The 22,008-nt window shown below is 50.2% G+C and carries 17 protein-coding genes and 1 pseudogene; 12 read left to right on the forward strand and 6 right to left on the reverse strand.

Annotated elements, in window-relative coordinates:
- Nucleotides 1-39 precede the first annotated feature (39 nt).
- Nucleotides 40-615, reverse strand: coding sequence for a non-oxidative hydroxyarylic acid decarboxylases subunit B (locus B5066_RS05235; RefSeq protein ID WP_079474890.1), 576 nt, complete (start codon nt 613-615; stop codon nt 40-42).
- Between the two features lie 331 nt (nt 616-946).
- On the opposite strand from B5066_RS05235, the pseudogene B5066_RS05245 reads away from it, so the two are divergent.
- The 8 genes and pseudogenes from B5066_RS05245 (at nt 947) to B5066_RS05280 (ending at nt 10,718) form a co-directional block, all read left to right on the forward strand.
- Nucleotides 947-2,341: pseudogene (locus tag B5066_RS05245) on the forward strand (NCS1 family transporter).
- Nucleotides 2,342-2,427: 86 nt separating this feature from the next.
- The gene (locus B5066_RS05250; protein WP_079474893.1) at nt 2,428-3,024 is read left to right on the forward strand and encodes a transglutaminase-like domain-containing protein; all 597 of its coding nucleotides are present in this window, start codon (nt 2,428-2,430) and stop codon (nt 3,022-3,024) included.
- Nucleotides 3,025-3,171: 147 nt separating this feature from the next.
- On the forward strand, nt 3,172-4,449 hold the full coding sequence (locus B5066_RS05255; protein WP_079474894.1) for a PrsW family glutamic-type intramembrane protease: 1,278 nt from the start codon (nt 3,172-3,174) through the stop codon (nt 4,447-4,449).
- A 14-nt stretch (nt 4,450-4,463) separates the two neighbouring features.
- A complete protein-coding gene (gene nei / locus B5066_RS05260; protein ID WP_079474895.1) occupies nt 4,464-5,285 on the forward strand; it encodes an endonuclease VIII in 822 nt (273 codons plus the stop codon).
- Between the two features lie 102 nt (nt 5,286-5,387).
- On the forward strand, nt 5,388-6,986 hold the full coding sequence (dcuS, locus tag B5066_RS05265; protein ID WP_244897348.1) for a DcuS/MalK family sensor histidine kinase: 1,599 nt from the start codon (nt 5,388-5,390) through the stop codon (nt 6,984-6,986).
- A 1-nt stretch (nt 6,987) separates the two neighbouring features.
- Entirely contained in the window at nt 6,988-7,698 is a 711-nt protein-coding gene (locus tag B5066_RS05270) for a response regulator (protein ID WP_079474897.1), read from the forward strand.
- Nucleotides 7,699-7,832: 134 nt separating this feature from the next.
- Entirely contained in the window at nt 7,833-9,539 is a 1,707-nt protein-coding gene (locus B5066_RS05275; protein WP_079474898.1) for an SLC13 family permease, read from the forward strand.
- A 12-nt stretch (nt 9,540-9,551) separates the two neighbouring features.
- Nucleotides 9,552-10,718, forward strand: a complete 1,167-nt coding sequence (locus tag B5066_RS05280; RefSeq protein ID WP_079474899.1) for a mandelate racemase/muconate lactonizing enzyme family protein — start codon at nt 9,552-9,554, stop codon at nt 10,716-10,718.
- A gap of 44 nt (nt 10,719-10,762) precedes the next feature.
- On the opposite strand, the gene B5066_RS05285 is transcribed toward B5066_RS05280, so the two are convergent.
- From B5066_RS05285 to B5066_RS05300, 4 genes are read right to left on the reverse strand one after another with little or no spacing between them, the layout of a single operon-like run.
- Nucleotides 10,763-11,908 carry a thiolase family protein gene (locus B5066_RS05285; protein ID WP_079474900.1) on the reverse strand — a complete coding sequence of 382 codons (1,146 nt, stop codon included), beginning with the start codon at nt 11,906-11,908 and terminating at the stop codon, nt 10,763-10,765.
- 2 nt (nt 11,909-11,910) lie between these two features.
- On the reverse strand, nt 11,911-13,320 hold the full coding sequence (locus B5066_RS05290; protein WP_079474901.1) for an AMP-binding protein: 1,410 nt from the start codon (nt 13,318-13,320) through the stop codon (nt 11,911-11,913).
- A gap of 19 nt (nt 13,321-13,339) precedes the next feature.
- Complete coding sequence (locus B5066_RS05295) at nt 13,340-13,876, reverse strand: biotin transporter BioY (protein WP_079474902.1); 537 nt, start codon at nt 13,874-13,876, stop codon at nt 13,340-13,342.
- A 38-nt stretch (nt 13,877-13,914) separates the two neighbouring features.
- Nucleotides 13,915-14,436, reverse strand: coding sequence for a hypothetical protein (locus tag B5066_RS05300; RefSeq protein ID WP_143745400.1), 522 nt, complete (start codon nt 14,434-14,436; stop codon nt 13,915-13,917).
- A gap of 96 nt (nt 14,437-14,532) precedes the next feature.
- Between B5066_RS05300 and B5066_RS05305 the strand changes: the two genes are divergently transcribed.
- The 4 genes from B5066_RS05305 to B5066_RS05320 all read left to right on the forward strand — a co-directional run bounded on the left by B5066_RS05305 (nt 14,533) and on the right by B5066_RS05320 (nt 20,011).
- The gene (locus B5066_RS05305; RefSeq protein ID WP_079474904.1) at nt 14,533-15,528 is read left to right on the forward strand and encodes a zinc-dependent alcohol dehydrogenase family protein; all 996 of its coding nucleotides are present in this window, start codon (nt 14,533-14,535) and stop codon (nt 15,526-15,528) included.
- 76 nt (nt 15,529-15,604) lie between these two features.
- On the forward strand, nt 15,605-17,830 hold the full coding sequence (locus B5066_RS05310; protein WP_079474905.1) for an ATP-dependent helicase: 2,226 nt from the start codon (nt 15,605-15,607) through the stop codon (nt 17,828-17,830).
- 94 nt (nt 17,831-17,924) lie between these two features.
- Nucleotides 17,925-19,403, forward strand: coding sequence for an aldehyde dehydrogenase family protein (locus tag B5066_RS05315; RefSeq protein WP_079474906.1), 1,479 nt, complete (start codon nt 17,925-17,927; stop codon nt 19,401-19,403).
- A 200-nt stretch (nt 19,404-19,603) separates the two neighbouring features.
- Nucleotides 19,604-20,011, forward strand: a complete 408-nt coding sequence (locus B5066_RS05320) for a GrpB family protein (RefSeq protein WP_280522701.1) — start codon at nt 19,604-19,606, stop codon at nt 20,009-20,011.
- A 299-nt stretch (nt 20,012-20,310) separates the two neighbouring features.
- Here B5066_RS05320 and B5066_RS05325 read toward each other — a convergent pair whose 3' ends face one another.
- Nucleotides 20,311-21,921, reverse strand: coding sequence for an FAD-dependent monooxygenase (locus B5066_RS05325; protein WP_179124037.1), 1,611 nt, complete (start codon nt 21,919-21,921; stop codon nt 20,311-20,313).
- Nucleotides 21,922-22,008: the final 87 nt, after the last annotated feature.

A 22,008-nucleotide genomic window follows, 5' to 3' on the forward strand; every position in this document is an offset into this window, starting at 1 on the left:
AGAAGAGGAAGCGGGCGCCTGTTGACCGGGCATCCGCTTCTATTTGTGTTTCGAAGAAGATATGCCTTCCCATCGTTCAGCTTCGTCCATATGAATGCCAAATTGATCGAGCGTACGGTAGGCAATATGGTCGACAAGCTCGTCAATGTCTGCTGGATGATTGTAAAAAGCAGGCATCGGCGGGGCAATGGTCACCCCAAGCCTGGAAAGGGCCAGCATATTCTCAAGGTGAATAGTATTAAGCGGTGTTTCTCTCGTCATTAAAAGCAGCTGCTTTCGCTCTTTTAAAACGACATCGGCAGCGCGGGCAATAAGGTTATCCGCGAGTCCGTGACGGATGGAGGCGGTCGTTTTCATGCTGCACGGTGCGATGATCATGCCTTCCGTACGGAAAGAGCCACTGGATATACGGGCTGCCTGGTCCTTCGAGGAATACGAAACGTCCGCCAGCTCTTCCACCTGGGCTGACGTGTACGCTGTTTCAAGTGGAATAGTGGCCTTGGCCCAGGAAGATAAAATTAGATGGGTTTCAATGTCGGTGGATTTTAGTATTTCGAGCAGTCGGATGCCGAAAATGGCGCCCGTAGCACCGGTCATGCCGATAATTAATTTCAAAAAAGAACCTCCTTTATGCAGGCCGGTGGAAGGCCTAGTTTGCTCGTTTGATTGTATCATGAGTTGGAGTAAACACGCATGAAAGAGGGTGGCGGGAGAGATATTTAGGATTTCTGCAATTGCATTTTTATTTTGGTAATGTAAGAAAATATACATATTAAATGATATAAATAATCTATTTTTAGCGATGATGTACAGAGAAAAAAATAAATTTGTGTGATAATGAACAATGATTCAAGCTGTTTCCCTCCGATACAATATAATTAATCATTTAACGAATGAACTAATGAAACAAATAATAAATGTTCGTTTTTAATTAGGAGGGAAAACAATGCAGGCACGACAGGATTTGCGGCCAATTACCAATGAAAAGGAAAGAATTCTCGGTCCAAAAGCATATGTTGCAATGTGGTGGGGCGATACAATTATGATCGGAACGTTTATGCTCGGGTCGAGCCTGATCCCGCCCTTTGGTGATCTCAACCTTTACCAGGCGGGAGCGGCGCTGCTTCTCGCAAATATTATGGCAGCTCTGCTATTTTCATTAAATGGATATGTCGGCTGGAAGCACGGTATTCCGATGGTCGTTCAGCTTCGTTCGTCCTTCGGGCCGGTCGGCTCAAGAATTCCTGCGCTTTTACGGAGCGTTCCGGCTTTGTTCTGGTTCGGTATACAGACTTGGCTTGGGGCGCAGGCGTTAAATCAAATTGCCTCGAGCTTTATAGGATTTGAAAATGTATAGGTATGGTTTTTCGGCTTTCAGGCCCTGCAGATTTTTCTTTCGGCTAAAGGGATTGAATCCATTAAATGGGTGGAGATCGTTGGCTCTGTGATTATTATGGGAGGTATCATCTACTTAATTTTTCTGTTTTTAACGACGTTTGGGTTCGAGGTGCAGGCAGCCGCAAACGTGGACGGCTCCTGGGGCATTCCGCTCTGGCTTGCGATGACTGTGCTGGTTGGCCAATTTGCGGCGCTTTTAATCAATGTGTCGGATTATACGAGGTATGTGCCAAAAAGAACGAAGACATCTACCTATATTAATGCCCATATTATTGGTATGGTGCCGCCGAGTATTCTGCTTCCGTTTATCGGTATGCTCGGAGCGGCAGCGGTTGGCATCTGGAACCCGATTGATGTCATTTCTGAGTACATCCCTTCTACTGCTGCAAGCATTATCGTATTGGTCTTCATTGCGATTGCCCAGGTGACGACGAATTTGATGGCCAACATTATGCCACCCGCGCTTGTGGCCATGGACCTATTCAAAATTTCATGGGCAAAGTCATGCATCATTATCGGTATATTAGCTACCTTTACATGCCCGTGGTGGCTGATGAATGCTGCTTATTTCACCACGTTTATTGCGATCGTTTCCGCATTTTTGGGCCCGGTGTTCGGTGTGATGATCGCAGACTTCTTTTTCGTGCACAAAAGGAATTACAATGTGGCGGCGCTTTACGAGAAGAATAAACTTTTCCAGGCGTTTAAAGGATGGAATCCGGCTGCAATTATTTCCATCGGTGTTGGTACCGCTGTTTCCTTTATTAATATTGACGGATCCTGGTTTATCGGCGGGCTGCCGGCGCTGCTGCTTTATACTCTCCTGATGAAATACTGGATAGCTAGGCATGAGCCATATGTGCAGGAAGGCATGAAGCAGAGCTTCACCGAAGAAGAAGCGATAAACGAAAAGCCGGTGCCACAGTGGACAAAAGATTTATAAAGTATAGAGAAGAGCAGGCAAATGCCTGTTCTTTTTGTATTTTAATAACTTATAAAGTATAATTATACAAAAAAGGAGAGACGAGATTGGAAAATTTTTTGCGGAAAACGTATGATATCGATTATGAATCAGAAATAGTTCAACAGACCAGAGAAAAACTGTTCTTGCCAAAGATGAATGAAGAAGAGAAGGTGAAAGCGGCTTTTACATTCGTTCGGGATAGCATTGGACACTCCTGGGATATTCGGGGGAAAACAGTGACCCGGAGAGCTTCTGAAGTTTTGGAGCATCAGGAAGGGATCTGTTGGGCAAAATCTCATCTTCTGGCAGCACTTCTACGGCCGGAAGGAATCCCATGTGGTTTTTGCTATCAGCGGTTGATGCTTTTTGAAAAACCCGAAGACGGATATTGCATTCATGCATTAAATGCGGTCTGGCTTGTGGGCTGGGACAAATGGGTAAGGCTGGATGCAAGAGGCAACAAGGCGGGCATCAATGCCCAATTTTTCACCGCTAAAGAACAGCTGGCTTTTGAAGTGAACGACGAGAAAGGAGAAATTGACTATCCGGTAATTTACGCGGACCCGCCGCCAGGGCTGCCGGACATACTGGATCGTCACGAGGACCCGGTATATATGTACAGGCATGCGCTTCCGGAGTCGCTGCCTAATAAAATGGTGTAGAGATAAGCTGGCGCTGTAAAAAAACAGGCTGGCTTTTTTGATCTAGTGGTGGGCTGCGATACCGGGTTTGTGATAGACAGGGCTTATGATTGCTGTCATTCGGGTAAAATGAAAATAGTTGAAGAAGGAAAAGCAGGAGGGGAGTCTATGGATTACTGGTACTACAGACAGGAAGAAAAAGAGCATGGCCCGCTGTCGAGTGCGCAGATGCGGGCGTTAATTGATGAAAGACAGATTGGGGCTAAAACGCTTGTGTGGTCAGAAGCTACCGGCGGCCGTTGGCTTCCGCTCAGCCGTACTATACTCGTCGAAGCGCTTATAGAAGATGAAGATCACCCGGGCGACCAGGCGAGAAGTGCTTTCATCCGGGCTTCAACCCGGATTAATCAATACGTGGGGGAAGAAGGGGCGGCTGATTTTCATTTAAAAAACCTGTTTTCCAGCGTTTTTAAACGGCACACGAGGGACGAAGCAGAGCTGGTATTTATTTCCGGCACATCTCTGACGACACCGAATGAGCAGGAAATTCCGCTTTCGTGGCCAAAACCATGGCTGTTTTCGCGTGTATTCCTGGTGCTAGTGATAACATACCTGATTCTTTATGCATGTACGCTGTTTTTCGGCAATGTTTTGACGATTCCGGGCATGGTCGCGATTGGTTCATTCGCTGCCCCGTTTGCGCTCGTTGTATTTTTTTATGAACTGAATGCCCCGAGAAACATAAGCATGCTTCGCGTGCTGCAGATGTTTTTCGTCGGCGGGGTAGCGTCAATCTTCGTCACGCTGATTTTATATTCGTTTATTCCCATCGGTGAAATTGGGTTCTTCAGCGCCATCGTTATTGGCGTTGTGGAAGAGATAGGGAAACTGATTATTATCGCGTATCTAATAAAAAAAACACAGGTAAAATATATTCTGAATGGCTTGCTGATCGGTGCAGCTGTCGGAGCTGGCTTCGCTGCCTTTGAATCCGCCGGCTACGCGCTTAATTTCGGCCTGCAGTACGGAACCGGCGTAATGATTGACGTCATTTTTGAACGCGGATGGCTGTCGATTGGCGGGCATGTGGTGTGGGGAGCTATTATCGGCGCAGCTTTGCTGCTCGTGAAGCGGGATGCCCCGCTCCGGAGAGAGCATGTGACGGACAGACAGTTTTTAAAAATCTTTATTATACCGGTGCTTCTTCATGCAGTATGGGACATGCCGCTCGCTTTCTTTCCGGACAGCCGACTGGTACAGCTGGTTTTGATCGCAGTGGCCTGGTATTTGATTTTAACGATGATCCAGGCGGGCCTCCGCCAGATTGCAGGGCTGCATACGAGTGGCTTGAAGCCGGAACTGGCGGGCGGCGGGGAACCGGAAGCCGAATCACAGTCCCGGGGCCAGACGATGTCGCGCATGGGACGAAAAGATAAAAAAGAATAGGAGAGAAGAACGACATGCCCGAAGGACCAGAGATACGGCGGGAAGCCGATAAAGTGGAAAAAGCCCTGCAGAAGGGGCCGATTATCGAAATGTATACAGCGTTTGACCGGTTGAAAGCCTATGAAAACCTGCTGTCTGGGTCAAAAGTAAATAAAGTGGCCACAAAAGGAAAAGCGATGCTCATTCATTTGAGCAGCGGCTATACCATTTATTCCCACAATCAGCTGTACGGACGATGGTATGTTAAAAACAGCTACACCTACCCGAAAACAAACCGCAAGCTCCGGCTGGCCCTGCATAATGAGAAGCAGTCCGCTCTGTTATACAGTGCTTCGGATGTGGAAATCATGCCGACAGAAGAAATTGAAGATCATCCGTTCGTCTCCCGGGTGGGACCGGACCCGCTCAGCGAGCAGGTAACGGTGGATATGATTGCAGCACGCAGCCTGGATAAAAAGTTTCGAAACCGGCGCTTCACGTCGCTTTTACTCGATCAGCACTTTATCGGCGGCATCGGTAATTATCTGCGCAGTGAAATACTGTTTGCTGCCGGCATTTATCCAGAGCAGCGGCCGGCAGACTTAAGTGAGGGACAGGTCCGCCAGGTAGCAGAAGCACTCCTTTTATTAATGAATCGTTCCTATAAATACAAAGGAGTAACGACCGATGAGACAGTTGTTGAAGGGGCAAAGGCCGAAGGGAAAACATACAGCGAGTACCGGCACTGGGTCTTTAACCGCGGCGGCCAGCCATGCCGGGTGGACGGCTCAGAAATCATCCGCTTTACTGCTGGCTCGAGGCGCTGTTACTATTGCCCGACCTGCCAGCGAAAATAAAGGCCAAACCGGCTTCTAGCTTCGTTTGAAAAAACCGTCAGCTCCCTGCATAATAAAACATGTTACCAGACATAAGTATTTGCAGCAGTGATGGGGGATATGGTGGGGGACAATAGAAAAAAACCGTTGAAGCTCGTAACTTGGATTACCTTGTTGATTTCTGCAGTTATGCTGATTGCGCTTTGTATAACCGGTATCATTGTTGCTGTGGACACGGCTGACGATGTCCGGGACCAGCAGGCAGAGAAGGCATTAAATATTGCCCAGGCGGTCAGCCGCTCGCCGGAAGCAGCCGAAGCCCTACGTGCCGGTGAGCAGGGAGCAAGCCTGCAGGAATATACCAGGGAAGTTCAGCAGGCGACGAATATGGAATACATTGTTGTGATGGACATGAACAGCGTACGGTATACGCATCCACGCGAGGACCGGATCGGAAAGAAATTCGCCGGGGGAGACGAGACAGAGGCGTTGAATGGCCGGACGTATGTATCCACGGCTGAAGGAACGCTCGGTGTTTCCATGCGGGCTTTTGTGCCGGTAACGGCCGGGGGAGAGCAGATAGGTGTTACCTCAGTGGGCATTCTGAATGACAGCATCCAGGAGGACATCTGGGCAGACCAGAAAACGCTGGTGCTCGGGAGTGGTATTGGACTGGCAGCTGGTGTCCTTGGCGCCTTCTGGCTAGCCCGCCGTATTAAAAAAACCATGCATGGGCTCGAGCCGCTGGAAATATCGCAGGTGCTTGAGCAGCGGGAGGCGATTATGTCTTCCGTGCGGGAAGGTGTGCTTGCTGTGGACAGCAGCGGCAAGGTAATTCTGGCCAACGAGGCGGCCAGGGAACTGTTTGCAGAAGCCGGTGCTGATGAGGATCCGATGGGAAAAGACATATCGTATTTCTTTTCTAATTCTCTTCTGAAAAAAGTGCTGCAGACGAAAGAGCGGGAGCTTGACCAGATCCAGCAGCTGGATGAAGTGGAAATTATTGTTAGTTGCATGCCGGTGGTTTCCGATACGACGCTGCTTGGGGCGGTGGCTACCTTCCGAAACAAAGACGAACTGACGCGCCTCGTCGAACAGCTGTCCGGTGCCCGCACCTATGCAGAAACGCTGCGGGCCCAGTCCCATGAATTTATGAATAAGCTCCACGTGATATCAGCAATGATCCAGACAGAATCGTATGAAGAGCTCGACGACTATGTCATGAGTATTTCGAGCAACTATCGCCAGGAGGTCGGGTGGGTAACTGCATACGTAAAAGATCCGGTGCTTGCAGGATATTTAATGAATAAAATTTCCAACCTGCAGGAAAACGGCATTGAAGTGGAACTCTCGGGAAGCGGAATGTGGCCGGCGATGGCTGATCCTGAATGGACCGACCATATGATCACCATTATCGGCAACCTGATCGATAACGCCCGCGATGCCATGAACCACACTCCGTCCCCTCATTTATTTATGCATATTTACGAGGAGAACAGCTATCTTGGCTTTCAGATCGAGGATAATGGACGGGGGATGGATGAGAAGACGCAGGCAGAACTATTTGAACGGGGATATTCGACGAAAGGGGAAGGCCGCGGCTTTGGGATGTACAATACAAAGCGTTCGCTCGATACTTTGAAAGCAGAAGTGTTTATTAATTCCCAGCCAGGCGAGGGCACAGCCTTTGACGTACAGATACCCATGAAGAAGGAGAACTGAAATGAAAGTATTAATGGTTGAAGACGATCCAATGGTAGCTAAATTTAACCGCATGTATGTCGAGCGTGTTCCCGGGTTTGACGTAGCCGGCCATGCGGAAAACCTGACGAAAGCAAAAGAGATGCTTCAGGCAGAAGCGATTGATATTGTGCTTTTGGACGTATATTTAAGTAAAGAAAACGGCCTTGATCTTTTGGAGGAACTGCGAAAAGAACGGATCCCGGTGGATGTCATTGCAATTACATCCGCCAACGACACGTCGTCGCTCCAGCGAGCCAAAAGACTTGGCTGTACGGATTACTTAATCAAGCCGTTTCATTTTGAACGTTTTCGGGAAGCATTGTTAAATGTAAAGGAATGGCAGAAGGCCTCCGGGGCAAAAAAGGAATGGGGCCAGGACGACGTCGATCAGTTGTTTTTAGCCAACAAGGGGACCCGGGAGGAGCACGAACTGCCTAAAGGATTGACGACGGAAACCTTCCGGAATGTCGGCGAAGAGATTCTAAAGTATGCCGACAGCACCTTCACTACACAGGGACTTGCAGAAAGCACAGGTATTTCAAGAGTTTCTGTGCGAAAGTATCTCGCCTTTTTAGAAGGCGAAGGGGTGCTTAAAATAACAATGAATTATGCGGGAAGCGGCAGACCGCTCCAGCAATATACGATGCCACCGGAGCAGGTGGAAATACTTAAGGACTGGATGGAAAAGTAAGAGAAAAGGCTGTCAGTTTTGATTATTTTGTTTACGAAAGTATGTGCTTACTTACAAAATGTATACAAAGAATCAAAACTTTATTATATTAGTCAGCAAGCGCTTTCAATAATCTGAAAATAGAGGTGAGAAGGATGAAGAATACGGTTGCGTCCGGGTGGAAATCATTATGGAACTCCCATCGGCAGACAAAAAAACTGCTGAATGTGTTTCAGACGGACCGGTCACCAACACGTCATAAGGAAGAAGAAATACAGGATCCTTCTACTGCAGGCCGCAATACCAGCCGCGGCGGTGATGATGGAGGAGGAAATGACGGGGGAGACAGCGGAGGGCACGGCCCTTCTTACAAACGTCCACAGCTCGTAGGACTTATTTTAGGGCCATTATTATTTCTAATTACCATGTTATTTTTAGATCCTTCCGGGCTGAGTTATGAAGGAAAAGCAGTTCTTGCCACCACGCTCTGGATTGCCACCTGGTGGATTACAGAAGCAATTCCGATCCCGGCAACTTCATTACTGCCGATTGTTCTGCTGCCGATTACCGGGGCACTTGATGGGGATACGGTTGTTTCTTCCTACGGTAATGATATTATCTTTTTATTCTTAGGTGGTTTCTTCATTGCTTACGCAATGGAAAAATGGAATCTACATAAGAGAATCGCGCTGTTTATCATCGCGGTTATCGGTACAAGCACCAACCGGATTATTCTGGGCTTTATGGTGGCCACAGGCTTCTTGTCCATGTGGGTGTCCAACACAGCCTCCACGATGATGATGCTTCCAATTGCGCTTGCAATCACGTATCAGGTGTCGGAAGCCCTTAAAGAAGAACAGGATTCCGAAAAAGAAGTGAAAAAATTCGAAAAAGCGCTTATTTTCGGTGTTGGTTACGCTGGAACGGTCGGCGGGCTCGGTACACTGATTGGAACGCCTCCGCTCAGTATTTTGGCTGCACAGTCAGAAGAACTGTTTGGCCAGCAGATTTCCTTTGCACAGTGGATTATGTTCGGCGCGCCGATCGTAGCCGTCTTCTTACTGATGGTGTGGTTCTATCTGACGCGTTTTGTTTACAATATCGGCTTTTCGAATATTCCGGGCGGCCGCGATATGATTCAGGCTGAAAGAACAAAGCTTGGAGCAATGAAGTACGAAGAAAAAATTGTTATGGCCGTGTTCGTATTTGCCGCGGTAATGTGGATTACACGTTCATTCTTCTGGCAGGAAGTAGTCGGAGTCGCCGGCCTCAGTGATGGCGGTATTGCCATGATCGCCACGGTGCTTTTGTTTTTGGTACCTGCCACAAAAGAACAAGAAGACCCGCGGGTGCTTGTCTGGAAAGATTCCAGAGAGATTCCATGGGGCATTCTTCTCCTGTTCGGCGGTGGGCTGGCAATTGCTGCCGGCTTTAGTAACACGGATCTTGCCGAATGGATTGGTAACAGCTTAACTATTCTTGAAGGCGTAAATATTATTCTCGTTATCCTTGTATCTGCCACGCTCGTATTGTTCTTAACAGAAATTACGTCCAACACAGCAACAGGCACGATGATTATTCCACTGGTGGCTTCCCTTGCGATTGCCATTCAAGTGCATCCGTTTGCGCTGATGGTGCCATGTGCGATGGCTGCGAACTGTGCGTTTATGCTGCCGGTTGGTACGCCGCCAAACGCCATCATCTTCGGGAGCGGAAAAATACGAATCATCGACATGGTGAAAAACGGTTTCTTCCTGAATATATTTGCGATAATACTGATTACGACATTAGTTTATCTGGTTCTGCCGACGCTTTGGGGCATAGACTTAACCACTGTCCCGGAAGCTTTTCTCAATAACTAAGGAGGCTTCTTCATGAAAATTGTTCAAGTAGAAGAGCAGGCGGTGCCGATCAAATCGGATATCCGTAACGCGTTTATTGATTTTAGTAAAATGAATGTTTCCGTCGTGGCGGTCAAAACCGATGTCATCAGGAACGGCAAACCGGTTGTGGGCTACGGGTTTAACTCCAACGGCAGGTACGCGCCGAGCGGGCTTTTGCGCGAGCGGTTTATCCCGCGCCTGCTTGAAGCCTCTGAACAGGAGATTACAGACGACGACGGGACCAACCTGGATCCCTTTAAAATTTGGAACGTATTAATGACCGGTGAAAAGCCCGGCGGCCACGGTGAACGTTCTGTGGCTGTCGGGGTCATCGATATGGCCATTTGGGATGCGGTAGCTAAAATTGAAGAAAAGCCGCTGTATCAGCTGCTTGCCGAACGGTATAGAAGAGGAAAAGCAGACAGTAGTGTATTCGTGTATGCGGCCGGCGGCTACTATCAGCCTGGCAAAGGAAACGAGGCACTGCAGCAGGAGATGCGTACGTATTTGGAAGCCGGCTATTCGGTGGTGAAAATGAAAATAGGCGGCGTGCCACTTGAAGAGGATATCCGGCGCATCGAAGCTGTGATTGATGTCACCGGCGATGCAGGAAAGCTTGCAGTAGACGCAAACGGACGCTTCGATTTGGATGAAGCCATTGCCTATGCTAAAGCGCTCGAGCCATACGGTCTGTTCTGGTACGAAGAAGCGGGAGACCCGCTCGATTACGCTCTGCAAAACACGTTGGGCCGCTACTATTCTCATCCGATGGCCACGGGAGAAAACCTGTTTTCCATGCAGGACGCCCGGAATCTGATCAGCTACGGCGGTATGCGGCCAGACCGCGACTATCTGCAGTTTGACTGTGCTCTCAGCTACGGCCTGGTGGAATACATGCGCACGCTCGATATGCTGGAAGCGAATGGCTGGTCAACGAGAAGATGCATCCCTCACGGCGGCCATCAAATGTCACTTAATATTGCAGCCGGCCTGGGACTTGGCGGTAATGAATCCTATCCTGGTGTTTTTGAACCATTTGGCGGCTTTGCCGATGACTATCCGGTGGAAAATGGCTATGTGAAGCTGCCTGAGGTGCCCGGCGTCGGCTTTGAAGCGAAAAATAATCTTTATACGCTGCTGCGTTCTGTGCTGCAGTAAAAGAAAGCCTGCAATCATTCAAAGATGATTGCAGGCTTTTTCCCTTATATGAGCCGGTACAGGCTGGCGAGCCCGAGCCCGCCGCCTATGCCAATCATAGCTACGCCGAACGGGAGGCCGCTGTTCTGCATCAGCCGGAGCAGGCGTGTAACGAGAATTGCTCCCGAAGCACCGTATGGATGCCCCTGGGCGATGGCGCCGCCGGCTATATTCAGCCGCTCCGGCGGAAGGCCAAGCTGCAAAGCGGAAGCGAGAACCTGGGAGGCAAATGCTTCGTTGCATTCCCATACAGAAATGTCTTCTACAGACATCCGGTTTTGCTTAAGCAGCCGCTCTACAGCAGGCACCGGGCCGATGCCCGGCATGTTTGGGTCAACACCGGCCGCCACGGCATCGATGAGTTCGAGCACGGGCTTCAGTCCGTACTGCCGGCAGGACGACCGGGTTGCCATCAGCGTGAGCGCTGCTCCGTCACTGATACGGGAGGAATTGGCGGCGGTAACCGTACCGCTTTCCCGGAAAACAGCGGGAGCACGGCGGATGAGTTTATTCATTTTATCTGGAACACGAAGCGAAGCATCTGCCTGAATGGTGCTTACCGGAATGATTTCCCGGGAAATGTCCGGCTTTGCTGCCTCCTCCCATGCCAGCCTATAGCTGCGTTCGGCAAAGGCATCCTGATCTGCTCGGGATATGCCGTAAGCTTCCGCTGTCGTTTCCGCAGCTTCTCCCATATCAGGATCTCCGATAAACTTTGGGGAAAAGCGGGCTCGTTCCTGCGTGGAGGAAACCGGGTAGGCATCTGAAGCGAAAAAGGAGCGTTTCGGGGCCCGGCTTGCGCTTTCCACCCCGCCGGCAAGGACCGTATCTGCCGCACCGGCCTGCAGGTGCCGGAAGCCCTGGTGTACTGCTTCAAGCCCGGAGCCGCACTGGCGATCAACGGTTACCCCGGGAACAGAAGTGTCATAGCCGGCTTCAAGAAGGCTGAGACGGGCGAGATTACCCCCGGGCCCGACGGCGTTTCCCATGAAAACTTCATCTGCCGGTACGTGTTTATTTATCCCGAACTGGTTTTGAAAATGTGCATATAGCGGCGCCGTCAGCTGTTCAGGCTCCAGCTTTGAAAACGCACCCTGTATGTGATGTACAGGTGTCCGTTTGGCATCGATAATATAGACAGGCTCGGCCATGATTACCGTTCTCCTTTAGATAAAGCTTTATAATATTTCTTTGCTTCCAGCCGGTTTGTTTTTCCACTCGCAAGCATAGGCAGGCCTTCCGCCTGCAGGCATGCGGGTATCTTATAAGCGGGCAGCCGCTGCCGGCAGTATGCGAGCAATTCACTTACAGCAGGACTGCCTGTATAAAGAGCAGCGATTTTTTCTCCCTGGAAAGGGTCGTGTACACCAAAAACGACTGCCTGCTTCACCTTTGGATGACTTGTGAGCACCTGCTCGATTTCCTCGGCATAAACATTGCGTCCCCGGCTGACAATTTTTTCGCTCTGGCGGCCAGTAATATAAAGAAAGCCTTCTTCATCGACGGAGCCAATGTCTCCGGTGGCTACTGCGCGGGGGGAGTGAAAGGAGGCTTCTCCGGCATAGCCGCTGAATAAAAATGGGCTTTTCACTACCAGCTCCCCAGAAGACGGGCAGGATGAGGCTTCGACCATAGGAAACAGACGGCCGGTACAGGAAGAGGAGGCTTGTTCCTCGCGGTGGTTTAAGGCGCTGATAAAACTAGTTTCTGCACTGCCGTAAAATTCATACAGGGCGGCCGAAGGAAAACGGAGAAACGCTTTCGGATTGTCAGCGGGAAACCATTTCTCTCCGCCTGTAATAATCAGCCTGACTGAGGGAGAAGGAGAAAATGAGTGACTGAGCAGCCAGCGGAGCATCGTAGGCACAGCGTATAGTACTGTGACCTGTTTCTCCTCAACCATCCGGGAAATCCCCCGGGGCGAGTGCCGGACAGGAAGAACAACGGTGTGACCGTACTCGAGCATGCGGACGGTTCCGTATAAAAAAAGAGAGTGGGACAATTTTCCGGTAATCAGGACACGTTCGTGATCCCGAAACGGGAAAAGCTGCTTTTCTGCTTCAAAGCTTTTCAGCCAGGAACGATGGCTTCGCAGGCATATTTTCGGCCTGCCGGAAGAGCCTGAAGTGCACGCGCCATAAAACAAATCCGTTTCTCCGAAAAGCGCAGCGGGAGCAGACGGCTGCCCTTCAGCGCGAGTAACTTCTTCAAGCGTCAGGGAAGGGACCGGCGACCCGGGCGCTTCACTATCTGCAACGAAAAGGCTGGGTCTGGAAGAGGAAAGAAGGACAGCTGTGGTGTCGCTGTTCAGCATTTCATCCACTGGGACAGCGATACCGCCTCCAGACACGATCGCAAAAAACATATACAACTGCTCGAGAGGATCCTGAAGCGCAAAAGCAACCTGTTTTTGAAAAAGCGTACCGGCAGCTGCGCAGAGCTGCTCCTGTCGGTGAATAATTGTTTCATGTAGCTCCCGCCAGCTGATCGAATAATCCGAATATTCGACTGCCGTTTGGGCAGGCACATAAGCAGCATAGCGGGCAATGGACTGGCCGATCATAGAAGCTCTCCTTTAGGCGTTACAGCCTGATTTTGTGTTGCTTGTTCAGCCTGACCGCAACAAAACTGGCAACCACTGCTTTAAAAATATCTCCCGGCAGAAAAGCCAGGGCCTGGATAGCGGCAGTGGTCCACGGAATGTTTATTAAAAACGATAAATAGGTAACGCCTCCGGCGTAAATGACGAAAATTCCGCCAATAATATTAGCAGACAGATACTTTGGAAATGATGGCTTTTTAAAGGAATGGGCGATCCATCCAATGATAAATGCCCCGATCGGCCAGCTCAAAATGTAGCCGCCGCTCGCGCCAAATAATACACCGGCCCCTCCGCGCCCGCCGGAAAGCAACGGCATCCCTATCATCACGAGCACCACAAACAAAAGCATGCTGAGGCCGCCGTACCTCGCGCCGAGCAGAGAGCCCGCAAGCATAACACCGAGAGTCTGAAGGGTGATCGGCACCGGGCTGAACGGAAGTGGAATCGGTGGAACGATTCCTAAAGCTGCGATGATTGCTGCAAATAAAGCCGTATAAATAATTTTTTGTATACGCATTTATGTTCACCTCACTGATTTCTAAGGATAGAAAGAAATCAGCCATTTGTCAACTTAATTTTCAAAATGGTTAACGAAATGAACCCCTGCGGTAAACATGAAAAACTGCCACAAGGAGTAAATAATGGATAAAATGCAAAAATGACGCAAAAAAACCCGGGGGCTCCGGGTTTTTTCATGCTGAAGTTGTTTTTTTCTGGCGAATGATTGGCACAAGAAAGGAAAGAAGAGCGACAATCATCATGCCGAGGGAAATCGGCCGGGTGAAAAAGACCGTTAAGTCGTCGTTGGCGATAGTCATGGCCTGGCTGAAGCACCGAGCTTGGGTCCTCGGAGGCGTATGCCCCCTGGACGACCGGTGAGCTTGCTATGTAGGTGGCTGTACTTAAGGCTTTATCTTCAAGCTCTTCTTCGATATCATTATATTCTAAATAAGCAAATACGCCGAAGGAGCTTATCGTAATAAAAGCGACCAGCCCGACAACGAGAAACATGATTTTAGTCTGCATCTTCACATTTTTTCTTATAAGTGGCCCCTCCTTTAAAAAGAACGCTTTCAAAAAATTAGTGACCGTATTTTTATAATTGAAAATACAGGTTGTGCAAAGAGTAGCACCTCGCAGGTGCAACGGCAATTACGTGAAAGGAGGGAAAAAATGACTCCAATCAGCATGAAAGCATACGTGGAAGCTTTCGGGAATCCTTCTGAACAGATGGGTATAAGGCTTGAAGAGAAAAAGAAATTAAAGGTGGATGAAGTGGAGGTACGGGTGCAGCTGTCTCCAGTGAACCCCTCGGATCTTATCCCCATTTACGGGCGGTATGCCCACCGGGTGACGCTTCCGCTGGTGCCGGGCTATGAAGGAGTCGGTGTCGTCGAACGGGTGGGAAAAGGAGTGAGCCGGCGGGTGCTGGGGCAACGGGTACTGCCGCTGCGGGGAGAAGGTACATGGCAGACGGTGGTCCATGCGCCGGCAGCCTTGGCCGTGCCGGTGCCGGACAGCCTTTCTGAGGAAACGGCTGCCCAGATGTATATTAATCCGGTAACGGCGTACGTGCTTTTAACCGAAAAGCTGAAGATTCCTTCCGGGGGAATGCTTGTTATCAATGCGGCTAATTCTGTAATGGGACGGCTATTGATTCAGCTGGCTGCAGGTATGAATATTCGAGTGGTGGGACTTGTGCGCCGCAGAGCGGTAATAAACGAGCTGATGCAGCTTGGGGCCCATAAAATTATAGCGGCTAAGGAAGGAGAAGAAGCGCTCCAGTTGGAGAGCGTCTTGCAGGGAGAAAAAGCGGATGCGGCCGTTGATATGGTGGGAGGGGCCTCTGGTACAGCCCTTGCCCGGAGCGTTAAACCTGGGAAAACATTACTGGCGCTGGGGCTGCTCTCGGGCCGGCCGCTTGACTGGGAGTATACAACGGAGACGCTGGGCGTGAAAGGGAAGATGTTTCATCTGAGGCACTGGAATGCGGCAGTTTCCGGTGAACGTTTTCAGCAGGTATTTCAGACGCTGTTTCATATGATGGAAAGCGGGAGGCTTCTGCTTCCACCGGTGCAGCACACCTATCCGCTCGGACAAGCCAGAGAGGCACTGCAATTTTATGAAAGTGGAAAGAACAGCGGAAAGATAATATTCAGCAGGCCGTGACTGCCTGCTCTATACAAGAGCGGCTGTCCCGATTTATAATAAACATACTCAATCCAACAGAAACGGTGAGGAACTTATGCGGGAATTTTCTTTTTATTCAACTCCCTTCGGCGTAAGCGGAGAAGAAGTACCATATGCAGCAATCGCAAAAGCCAGGACAAGCAAAGAACTCGTATCAGACCAGGAAACTGACGCCTTTTATTTTCGTTCGCTTGAAGCGGACGGTATTTTTTTGAATGAAGCCCAGATCGAAGCTGTGCGTTTCGGAAACGGGCCGCTGCTCGCGCTTGCAGGTGCGGGCTCGGGAAAGACGTCGGTGCTTGTCTGCCGGGCCGGCTATTTAATGGCCGTCAAGCAGGTGCCGGCAGAATCCGTTCTGCTGATTACATTCACCAAAAAAGCAGCGGAAGAAATGAAAACGAGAGTGATGAACCTGCCGGGTGTCGGTGAAACAGCCAGCAATCTGCAGGTGCGTACGTTCCATGCCTTTTTCCTGCTTCTGCTCAGGCGTCACGGCATTCGACAGGAAATTGTTTCAAGCGAGCGGAAAAAGCAGCTGGCCGTCAAGCTTTTGATGAAGGACATGGGCCTTGAGGATGTCTATCAGCCTGAAGCGGTCTTATCCTTTCTGTCCTATCACAAAATGAACGATACCGCCGTCGCGGATCTTCCTGAAAAAGAAACAAGCCAAAAGCAGTTAAAGCGCATCTGCCAGGCGTATGAAGACTGGAAGCTCGAGCGCAATTATATTGATTTTGATGATATTTTAATGAAGGCCAAAACGATGATGGACGAGGACCCGGCTTTTTTGCAGCAGCTGCAGGACCGGTTTGAATACGTGATGGTCGACGAATTCCAGGACACCAACTATCTTCAGTACCAACTCGTGCAGATGATCGTGGAAAAGCACCGCAATTTGTTCGTAGTGGGGGACGATGACCAGACGATTTATTCGTTTAACGGGGCCCGGCACGAATTTATTCTGGAGTTTGACCAGAAATACCCGGAAGCACAGACCATTGTGCTCGACGTCAACTACCGCTCCCATAAGGCAATTGCCGGTCTTGGGAACGAAGTAGTGCGCCACAATAAACAGCGGAAAACCAAAACCCTCCAGGTCATGAATGCGGAAGCGTCGTCTCCGTTTTATTTCCGGGCGGCTTCCACTGATGAGGAGGCGGAGCAGGTGGTGGCGGACATGAAGCGGGCGGTGGCAGAGGGAGAATGCGAATGGCGCGATATGGCCGTGCTGCACCGGACAATCAGTGTCAGCCGTGCGATTTTTGAGCAGCTGACAGCCCAGGATGTTCCGTTTGTGCACCATTCCCTCGGCAACCAGATGTTTTATGAGCAGTGGCCGGTGAAAGCTATGATGGACTATCTGCGGCTGAGCCTGAATCCGACGCTGATAGAGGCGATGCCCGAGGTCGTGCCGACGTTATTTATTTCCCGGGAACGCGGCATGCGCCACATTAAAGAGCAGGAGATATTTTCTCCCCGCAGCGAACCGCTTCTTCATTTAACAGAGATGCCAGGCATCCGCCCGTTTCAGCGTAAAAAGGTGGAGGAGCGGCAGAGCATGATCCAGAAACTGAAGGAAAAACGCCCGGAAACGGCGATCCGGCAAATGCGCCGCCAGTTTTACGACGGCTATCTGGAGGCGGATGAGCAGCAGGTGAGCATGAAAAAGGAAACGTTAAAAGAAACGCTCGACGAGCTGGAGTCCTCAGCCAAGCGGTTTGAGAGCGTGTCGTCGTTTGTATATTTTGTCGACGACATGCTACGGACGTTCCGCGAAATGAAAGAGAGGGAGAAGGACCCCGACGCGAACCATGTGTCGCTGATGACAATCCACCGGGCCAAAGGCATGGAGTTTCCGGTCGTATATGTCATCGGCGCTTCGGAAACGATTATGCCGCATGATTCTGCGCTAAAGGCTGACCGGATGAAGGACCTTTTATACGGTGAAAAAGCGGAAAACAAGCAGACCCAGGCACTGGAGGAGGAACGGCGGCTCGCCTATGTAGCGATCACGCGGGCGAAAAAGAAGCTGTGCATCAGCTCCCCGGCGTTTTACCGCGGCAAGGAGGTTGAAGTATCACGCTTTCTGCTCGAAGCCTTTCCGGGGGAAACACATACCGGGGAAAAGCAGGAAACGGAAACCATCGATGCGCTCGTCTGTGAAGAAGCGATGTGCCCGGCCTGGATACGTCTGTCTGAAGCGCCTGATGTTACTGAAAAAGAGTGCCCGATGTGTAAAGGCAAAATGGTTCCCGGCACCAAACAGGTCATTAAAAAGTAACGCCTGCAGCTGCCTCAGCGAAATAGTTGAATAATCACGTGGTGCAGGCTACGATGAATGATAGATAAAAATGTTTCTAAGGGGGAGCTAGGCAATGGCAGACGAATCAGTAACATTATATGCATGGATTAACGGAAAAAGGGTCGATGCTGACGAATACATGGAAAGAGAAAATCCGGCCGATCCACAAAAAATCGTGGCCTACGTGCCGAAAACGACCACAGAGCAGGCGGCTGAAGCCATCGAAGCAGCACGGGCTGCTTTTCCTGCATGGAAGGAAGTACCGGTGGACGAGCGAATTGAGCGGATGGAGCGCGTAATTCAAATGCTAAAAGACCGTACGCCGGAGCTCGCTGAGGTATTAGCGGAGGAACACGGCAAGCCAGTTTATGACGCCCACGGGGAAATGGCGGTTTCAATCATGTGGATGGAGTATGCCTGCCAGACGGTCAAAGAAACGATAGCTGACCAGGTGGATGAAGGCGAAGGCGGCAAGACAATTGTCCGCCAGGAACCGCTTGGCGTTGTGTCGGCGATCAGCCCGTGGAACTACCCGATCGCCCTGTCTACGATCAAAATAGCTCCAGCGATTCTAACTGGAAATACGGTTATTTCAAAGCCGAGTCCATTTGCGCCGCATGCGGTCAGCCTGGTGGTTGAATTGATTGCCAAAGAATTTCCGGACGGGGTGCTAAACCTCGTGCACGGCGAAGCGGAAGTCGGCGTAGAGCTTACTTCCAATAAACATGTGGATAAAATAGCTTTTACCGGTGGCACGGAAACAGCGAAGAAAATTATGAAATCAGCGGCGGATACGATCAAGGATATGACACTCGAGCTTGGCGGCAATGACGCCGCTGTAGTGCTGCCGGACTTTGACGTAAACGATGAACGCGCAATGCGCCGCATGGTCATCTCCAATTTCCTGACCGCCGGCCAAATCTGCATGATTGCCAAACGTATTTATGTGCCACGCTCCCTGTACAAGGAGTTTGTGGAAAAGTATCAGGAGGCAGCCAATAAATGGGTGAAAATTGGCAGTCCGTTTGATGAGCAGGTCACGACCGGGCCGCTCAACAACAAACAACAGCTGGATTTTGTGAAAAACCTTGTGGATAAAGCGGCTGAAAAGGGCGCTGATGTCATTCCGTTAGGCCATGTTGTAGATAACGAACTGTTTGAACAGGGCTACTTTCTGCAGCCAACCCTGGTGCTCGGCGCTGACCAGCAGGACGACATTGTGAAAGAAGAACAGTTCGGGCCGACAGTGCCTATTGTGCCATATGACACGGTGGAGGAAGCGGTGGAAATGGCGAACGACAGCATTTACGGCCTCACAAGCTCGGTATGGGGAGAAGAAGACCATGCCATCGAAGTGGCAGCCCGCATTGAAGCAGGCACAACGATGATCAATACCGCCGCTGTGCAGGGGCTCGATGTCCGCTATCCATTTGGCGGGTTCAAGCAATCCGGTATCGGCCGCGAATACGGAAAGGAAGGTCTTCTCGGCTACGTGACGCCGCATGTCATCAACGTACCGAAAACAAAGGACCTGCCATACATTCCCGAATAGTAAGAACAAGCAGCTGTCCTGGAGGAATCCAGGGCAGTTTTTTTATGCTATTGTTTATACAGAGCAAAGATTTTTTAAGGAGTGATCCAATGCGAACGATACAAATCGTCCCGTGGAAAAGCGAGTGGCGGGACTATTTTCTCCATGAGCAAAAGCTGTTGGAGCTCGAAACCGGTGAAGCATAAAATAATATTTTTCATATAGGGAGCACAAGTGTGCCGGGACTTGCGGCAAAACCGATTATCGATATTTTAATTGAAACCTCTGATCTTTCGTGGTGGATTATGGATCGTCTTGAAGGACTCGGATATACGGGAAAAGGAGAGCACGGTATCGCGGGGAGGGCTTTTTATTATAAAGGGAAACAAGTTCGCCGATTTCACGTGCACGTGTTTGAAAAGAAAAGCGATGGGAGTGGGCGTCACCTAGCCCTCCGGGATTATTTACGTTCTTTCCCGACAAAGGAGAAGGAATATGAATGCATTAAAAAACAGGCGGCTGCCCAGTATCCGCACAGTCCGTCAGAATATATGAATGAAAAGCACATCGTTGTGCAGAAGCTCGAACAAGAGGCTCTCTGCTGGAAACGGGCAGAAGAAGAAAACTGACGAAACCGTCCACAGACATATACACAATGGGGATGGTTTTCAGCTTAAATCAGAAAGTAAAGAGGCCAGGAGCAGATTCATCCACAGGGTTCGGTACCGCCTAAAAATTATCGTCTTATTTCAGCAGCATAAACGGGGACTTACGAAAGAAAAACATAAAAAATCGAAGCACCTGCTTCGATTGAAGGTACTGCTCATAAATAATTTACTAAATGGAAGAACCGGCTTGTGGACATCTATTGGTATGCGTTCGAAAATTATCCACAGCCGGCCGAAAAACAGAATTAGAGTGGAGGAAGCTATTGGTATAAGGCGGTGTGAATTTTTCTCATCAACCGTCCCGTGCGTACCGGTTGCTCGGCAAAAGCAACATAGCCGTCCGGGCGTATGAGCACAGCTGAAAACGTTGGAAGTTTCCATTTGACAGCAAGGTCGCGGCGGTAATCAAACAGGTGGTGGATATTCGGCTTTGAGGCCCGGAGTATGCCCTTGCGCTGAACAACGAGAATGAGAATGGAAGGCCCGTACTGCCGGCGCACCTCCTGAATGCTTTCGTCGAGCTGATGGAGCTCCTGCTCGTCTTCGATATAAAACAGGCAGGTAAACTGTTGGATGTGCAGAAAATCCATTACGTCTGCGTGTTCTCCCTCCGTGGTAAGAACACGTGCCGGAGCAGCCCGGGAGCCGGCCGGAATCATTTCTCCCTGGTGCTGGAATTTCGCAAGTGAGGCCCTGTTCTGATAGCTGATGTCAATATTGGCTAGGCGCTGGGTCAGTTGGCGCTGCAGCGAACTGCTTTTGCTGAGAATGCTTACAGGGTTCGCCAGGAGGCGTGGAATAAGGGTATGGGAGCGGGTCATCACCTGCATTGCCGTATTTGTCATTCGGATAGTCCTGCGTCCGACTACGTATCGTTCTTCTTCATACGTATCGAGCAGGGCAGGGTGGGAATGGCCACGCAGCACCCACGCCAATTTCCAGCAGAGGTTGACCGCGTCCTGCATGCCGAGATTCATTCCCTGGCCGCCAAATGGGCTGTGCAGGTGGGCAGCGTCCCCGGCGAGAAACAGCCGGTGGTCACGATAGGCGTCTGCCTGATGATGCGACGTTCCGAATTGGGACAGCCAGGAAGCATGGGGGAAATGCACTGGCTGCTGGGTAATACGCCGCACGCTTTTTTCAAGATCCTCAAGAGGGAGATCATCCTGGTGTTCACGGTTCTGTTCGGCGTGGTCGATAGTGATTACCCGGTACGTTTCATCGCGGAAGGGAAAGAAAGCAGCTACGCCGCGCTCGGTAATGAATGTAGAGATATCGTTGGAAAGTGAAAGTCCTTCCACCGTGACGTCTCCCAGAAAATAGATTGTTTCATGCTTGCCGCCCGGAAAGGAGACGTTCATGTTCTCACGGACTGTACTGTGAGGCCCGTCACATCCGATCACATAGGAAGCGCGGATTAGTTCGTGTCCATTTTCGGTGGCGCATTCCACCTCTGCGTGGTCACTGTACTGGGTAATCCGTTTGCAGTGGGTGTTCCAATCAATAAATTGGCCGACCTCCCGGAGCTGTTTCTTTAAAATATGCTCCGTATCTGACTGCGGAAGCATCAGCATAAAGGGAAACGGGGTATCGAGCGAAGCAAAGGAGGCTTTGGAAGGTCTTTTGCCTTCCGGCTGAACAGCCGCATCAGTAATGGGGAAGCCTTCCTTCAAAAAGGGACGGAGCGCTCCGATCAGATTGAGCATTTCAAGAGTTCGCGCCTGGATGCCGAACGCTTTGGAAAAGGGAGAAATAGAGCTTTTTCTGTCTAAAATCCGGACGCGGATGCCGAGTGCTCTTAAGGTATTGGCAGCAGTCAAGCCTACGGGACCTGCCCCAACAATGCATACGTCGGTATTTGTGGTTTTCATGGATTCATCACGCTCCCTTCGTATACTTGTATTATACCCTCTGGAGGGCTTCTTCACGCTCCTGCTTATTTGCAGCATTTTGCAAAA

It is taken from the genome of Marinococcus halophilus, assembly GCF_900166605.1.
In the GTDB taxonomy this organism is placed as follows: domain Bacteria; phylum Bacillota; class Bacilli; order Bacillales; family Marinococcaceae; genus Marinococcus; species Marinococcus halophilus.

What these genes read in the sequence shown, in the direction of transcription:
- B5066_RS05325 (WP_179124037.1), bottom strand. Translation starts at nt 21,921, where the DNA reads ATGAAAACCACAAATACCGACGTATGCATTGTTGGGGCAGGTCCCGTA.
- B5066_RS05305 (WP_079474904.1), top strand. Translation starts at nt 14,533, where the DNA reads ATGACTCCAATCAGCATGAAAGCATACGTGGAAGCTTTCGGGAATCCT.
- B5066_RS05285 (WP_079474900.1), bottom strand. Translation starts at nt 11,908, where the DNA reads ATGGCCGAGCCTGTCTATATTATCGATGCCAAACGGACACCTGTACAT.
- B5066_RS05315 (WP_079474906.1), top strand. Translation starts at nt 17,925, where the DNA reads ATGGCAGACGAATCAGTAACATTATATGCATGGATTAACGGAAAAAGG.
- B5066_RS05295 (WP_079474902.1), bottom strand. Translation starts at nt 13,876, where the DNA reads ATGCGTATACAAAAAATTATTTATACGGCTTTATTTGCAGCAATCATC.
- B5066_RS05280 (WP_079474899.1), top strand. Translation starts at nt 9,552, where the DNA reads ATGAAAATTGTTCAAGTAGAAGAGCAGGCGGTGCCGATCAAATCGGAT.
- B5066_RS05290 (WP_079474901.1), bottom strand. Translation starts at nt 13,320, where the DNA reads ATGATCGGCCAGTCCATTGCCCGCTATGCTGCTTATGTGCCTGCCCAA.
- B5066_RS05275 (WP_079474898.1), top strand. Translation starts at nt 7,833, where the DNA reads ATGAAGAATACGGTTGCGTCCGGGTGGAAATCATTATGGAACTCCCAT.
- B5066_RS05255 (WP_079474894.1), top strand. Translation starts at nt 3,172, where the DNA reads ATGGATTACTGGTACTACAGACAGGAAGAAAAAGAGCATGGCCCGCTG.
- B5066_RS05310 (WP_079474905.1), top strand. Translation starts at nt 15,605, where the DNA reads ATGCGGGAATTTTCTTTTTATTCAACTCCCTTCGGCGTAAGCGGAGAA.
- B5066_RS05270 (WP_079474897.1), top strand. Translation starts at nt 6,988, where the DNA reads ATGAAAGTATTAATGGTTGAAGACGATCCAATGGTAGCTAAATTTAAC.
- nei (WP_079474895.1), top strand. Translation starts at nt 4,464, where the DNA reads ATGCCCGAAGGACCAGAGATACGGCGGGAAGCCGATAAAGTGGAAAAA.